The organism is uncultured Senegalimassilia sp. (genome assembly GCF_934632265.1).
GTDB lineage: Bacteria > Actinomycetota > Coriobacteriia > Coriobacteriales > Eggerthellaceae > Senegalimassilia.
Genome location: NZ_CAKTYH010000152.1, coordinates 1 through 3821, shown reverse-complemented (window position 1 = coordinate 3821; position 3821 = coordinate 1). Strand labels below are relative to the sequence as shown.

Here is a 3821-nt window from a genome sequence, read left to right as displayed (position 1 = left end):
CGCTTGGCCTCGGCCCGCTCCTCGGCGAGCTGCTTGGCCTCCTCGGCCGGAAGCTCGCCCGCGCGCTCCTTGATCTCGGGGGACAGGTTCTGGCGAACCTTCTCCACGTCGGACTCAGCCAGCATGCTGGCATGGCTTTTTGCGGTGATCTTCATTTCATGGAGCTTATCGAGCATGTCCTTGCTGGACATGTTGAACTCCTTCGCCAACTCATGTACTCGCATGCTGGCCATATACCACTCCTCTACATTTCCCTCGCATCGCGCGCGTGCGCGGCGATATCGGCGGCGATCCGGTCGTAATCATCGCTGCCGAGCGTCGCCTTAAGCGCTCGGTCGAGCTTGTTCCTCTTGCACGCGGCTGCGAAGCATTCCGCGGAGCACACATAGGCGCCCCTGCCCGATGCGCGGCCCGTGGCATCGAACGCAACGGCCCCCTCAGGGGTGCGTACGATGCGCAGCAGGCCCGTTTTATCGGCCTGCGCGCCGCAGGCGATGCAGCTGCGCTGTCGTTTGCCCGTGTTGGTTGCCGTTGCCATAAATGACGCCTATTCCTCGTCCAGGCCGTCGTGGATGCCGCAGAAGCAGCTGTCGGGACGGGCATGGTTGCGGCAGCGGACGCCGTTTTCGTCAACGTAGGCGCACAGCTCTTCCTCGTCCTCGAGGTCATCCTCGTCGATGAGCATGTTCTCGGTCTTCGGAAGCGGGGCGCCGGTGAAGCTGGCGGACTTGATGTCGATGTGCCAACCGGTCAGACGCGCGGCCAGGCGGGCGTTCTGGCCCTCCTTGCCGATGGCCAGCGACAGCTGGTCGTCGGGCACGATGACGGTTGCGTAGTTGTTCTCCTCGTCGACCAGGACGCGATCGACCTTGGCCGGGGAAAGGGCGTTCGCCACGTAGCGAGCCGGGTCCTCGTCCCACTGGATGACGTCGACGCGCTCGTTGCGCAGCTCCTCGACCACCATGCGCACGCGGCTGCCCTTGGGGCCGACGCAGGCGCCAACGGGATCGAGGTTGTGCTCGCGGGAGGTGACGGCAACCTTGGAACGGGCGCCGGGCTCGCGGGCGATGGACTTGATCTCGACCAGGCCGTCGTAGATCTCGGGAACCTCGATCTCGAACAGGCGGCGGATAAGGTCGGGGTGCGTGCGGGACACGACGATGGCCGGACGGGCCTGCTCGCCGCGCATGCGCGGGGCGTCCGAACCGGGATCGCGGACCTCGATGATAAGCACCTTCAGGCGCTGGTTGTGACGATAGTGCTCGCCTGCGGGGCGCTCGTTGCGCTCGCCGGGGTAGCGCTTCACGTCGTAATGCGGAAGCTCGGCCTCGACGCCGTCGCGGATCTTGATGATGGTGAAATCGGGCGTGCCCTGCAGCACGGTGCCGGTGACCAGGTCGCCGACGCGACCGGCGAACTCCTCGTAGATGGACTGGCGGCCGGCCTCGCGGACGATGGAGCTGATGACGCTCTTGGCGTTCTGCGCAGCGATACGGCTGACATCGGCCGGGGTGACGTCGCGCTCCTCGAACTCGGAGTACTCGCCGGTCTCCTCGTCGGGCTCGCCGACCGGGACCAGCTCGTAGACGTAGATCTTGCCCGTCTGGCGGTCGATGGTCACTCGAGCGTCCCACTCGAGGTCGAGGATATGCTGATAGCTTTTGGCCAGGGAGGCTTCCAAGCGGTCGATCAGATAGAACTCGTCGATCTTGCGCTCATGGGCCAAGGCCTGCAAAGCCTCGATCAACTCAGAACTTGCCACGTTTTAGCTTCCTTTCTCCAAACAGCTCGGCTAGGAGCTGAAATCCACGATGCCCTTCAGGTGGGCGCGTTTCATCTGATCGATCGGCAGGACGGCCTGCTGGCCGTCGACGTCCATGACGACGTTGCCGTCATCGGCCGAAACGATCGTGCCGGTGAAGTTGCTGCGCCCGTCGATGGGATGGGCGAGCTTCACCACGGCCTGCTGACCGGCGTAACGCGCGAAATGCTGCTCCGTGCGCAACGGTCGGTCGATGCCCGGCGAGGACACCTCAAGGGTGTAGGCTCCGGGGAACGGGTCGAGCGCATCCATGATGTCGTTGATCCATGCCTGCGCTTTCGCCAGCTCATCGAAGCTCACGCCCTCGGGCGTGTCTATGAACACGCGAATAGTAGGCGCCTTCTTGGCGCCTACGACCTGCACGGTCACGATCTCAACGCCTTCGGACGCCGCACGGGGCTCCAGCGCGTCAAGCAGCTCGGTTTCCTTCTTGCTGAGCACGCTCATAAGCTCCTTTCTGTGCCCTAACATACAAAAAAGCGGGTAAAAACCCACTTTCCGTCTGCGAAAGTATGGTGCGCGCCGTCGCGCGCTTGCTGCAATGCAAAACTTTTATACCATACGGCAGATTGATTTTCCAGAGCCGCCGAGCGCAGACGCAAGTTCACCATAAAACGCAATATGCGCCCATGCGAAACGAGTGGACCACGCTATATGGTTGCGCAGACATCGGCCAGGCAAAACGTTGCAGCGCCAGAGCATTCCCCGTTGCGCAGATCTTCGCAGGAAATCGGCGACACGGACGAGAAGGCAACGGAGCCGAAGCCGGCTGCCAAGCACAGCTCCTCGAACTCGGAAAACGAAAGAGCTCGCGAAAAAACATCGACCGGACCCGATCCACCGGCTATGGACTTACGCGCGTTCATCGCAGAATCCGTACCGTCGGAATCCGCGAGAGCCGTACCCGCACTGAGCACGTCCAAATCATTCCCGACGACCGCACGCTGCTCTTGCACACCCGAGCCGTTGTCGAGGAACACGCCTTGCGCAACCCACAGCCTTCCTCCGGGCACCAACACACGGGCAAATTCGTCAAGCGTGGCGGGTAAAGACCACGCAAGGTTCAGGACGCTGTTGACATACACCAAATCAAACGCGGCATCGTCGATCCGGGCTGCGGAAAGGTTTTCAGGAATGGCTTGCGAAAATCGCAGGTGATGTTCCCACAAAGAACCCGCCCGATGATTCTTCGGCGCTGCAGCGCATGCAGCTGCGATGTTGCCGGCATCGGGGTCCACGCCGACGACGAACCCCGAAGGGCCCACAGCATCAGCCAAGGCGAACGCGCCCTTGCCCTTGCGGCAACAGATATCGAGGACCCGCTTGCCCTCGATATCGCAGGGAATGCTCATAGCGCAACGACCTTGGAACCCGGCAGCAGGCGCAAGCGAAGCATAATAAGACAATGCAGGCTCTGAGGATTCAGCAAACCGCTCATTCATAGCAACTCTCCCCGACTACAAAGATTCCAACCAAAACAAGAATTACCGAGTATGAACTCGTTTTCATTTAGGGCTACATAATATTGCATACATCGAATCATGGCCAAGAAATCGCGAAATTGCGGCCTTTTGACCCGAATCACACGCCATTGAGCAACAGCTCAATGTCAAGTCTTTTAAATGCTGCTAATGTAGTAGCAATGGGCTACGATCGCCATCGATTTGGACACTTCTTTTCGAGTGTCCCATATAACAACATCCGCCGATTCATATTTACCACATATCTTCCCCACCTCCCTTACTCATGCTCATCTGGGATTATATTCCGCATGCATCGATTGCTATGCATCGCATCTATGATTTGGCTCAGGTATCTCTAGATTTCATGCATTAGACCAATGCATTGAAAGTGCGTAAATTGGGTGGCGTCAAAGGGATTCGGTTGAAGGAACCGAATCCAATTTCCCAAAGGAGGATTTGATGAGCAAATTGTCCAAGGAGCAGTTCGAGGCCTACCTCGAGCAGATCAAGAACCTGGCCGAGGGCCCGTTCGAGGA

General features: G+C 59.7%; 5 protein-coding genes. All 5 read right to left on the bottom strand.

From position 1 onward, the window contains the following. The coding region (locus Q0H50_RS08800; RefSeq protein WP_294421530.1) for a translation initiation factor IF-2 N-terminal domain-containing protein at nucleotides 1–233 on the bottom strand (233 nt) is incomplete at its 3' end. Nucleotides 234–244: 11 nt separating this feature from the next. Then, on the bottom strand, nucleotides 245–538 hold the full coding sequence (locus Q0H50_RS08795) for a YlxR family protein (RefSeq protein ID WP_294421528.1): 294 nt from the start codon (nucleotides 536–538) through the stop codon (nucleotides 245–247). A gap of 9 nt (nucleotides 539–547) precedes the next feature. Next, nucleotides 548–1762 carry a transcription termination factor NusA gene (gene nusA, locus Q0H50_RS08790; RefSeq protein WP_114621227.1) on the bottom strand — a complete coding sequence of 405 codons (1215 nt, stop codon included), beginning with the start codon at nucleotides 1760–1762 and terminating at the stop codon, nucleotides 548–550. A gap of 30 nt (nucleotides 1763–1792) precedes the next feature. Then, nucleotides 1793–2263 (bottom strand): ribosome maturation factor RimP, encoded by a 471-nt coding sequence (gene rimP / locus Q0H50_RS08785; RefSeq protein WP_294421526.1) that lies wholly within the window; start codon nucleotides 2261–2263, stop codon nucleotides 1793–1795. 209 nt (nucleotides 2264–2472) lie between these two features. Beyond that, nucleotides 2473–3174, bottom strand: coding sequence for a methyltransferase domain-containing protein (locus tag Q0H50_RS08780; protein WP_294421524.1), 702 nt, complete (start codon nucleotides 3172–3174; stop codon nucleotides 2473–2475). Nucleotides 3175–3821 lie beyond the last annotated feature (647 nt).

What these genes read in the sequence shown, in the direction of transcription:
- Q0H50_RS08795 (WP_294421528.1), bottom strand. Translation starts at nt 538, where the DNA reads ATGGCAACGGCAACCAACACGGGCAAACGACAGCGCAGCTGCATCGCC.
- Q0H50_RS08780 (WP_294421524.1), bottom strand. Translation starts at nt 3,174, where the DNA reads ATGAGCATTCCCTGCGATATCGAGGGCAAGCGGGTCCTCGATATCTGT.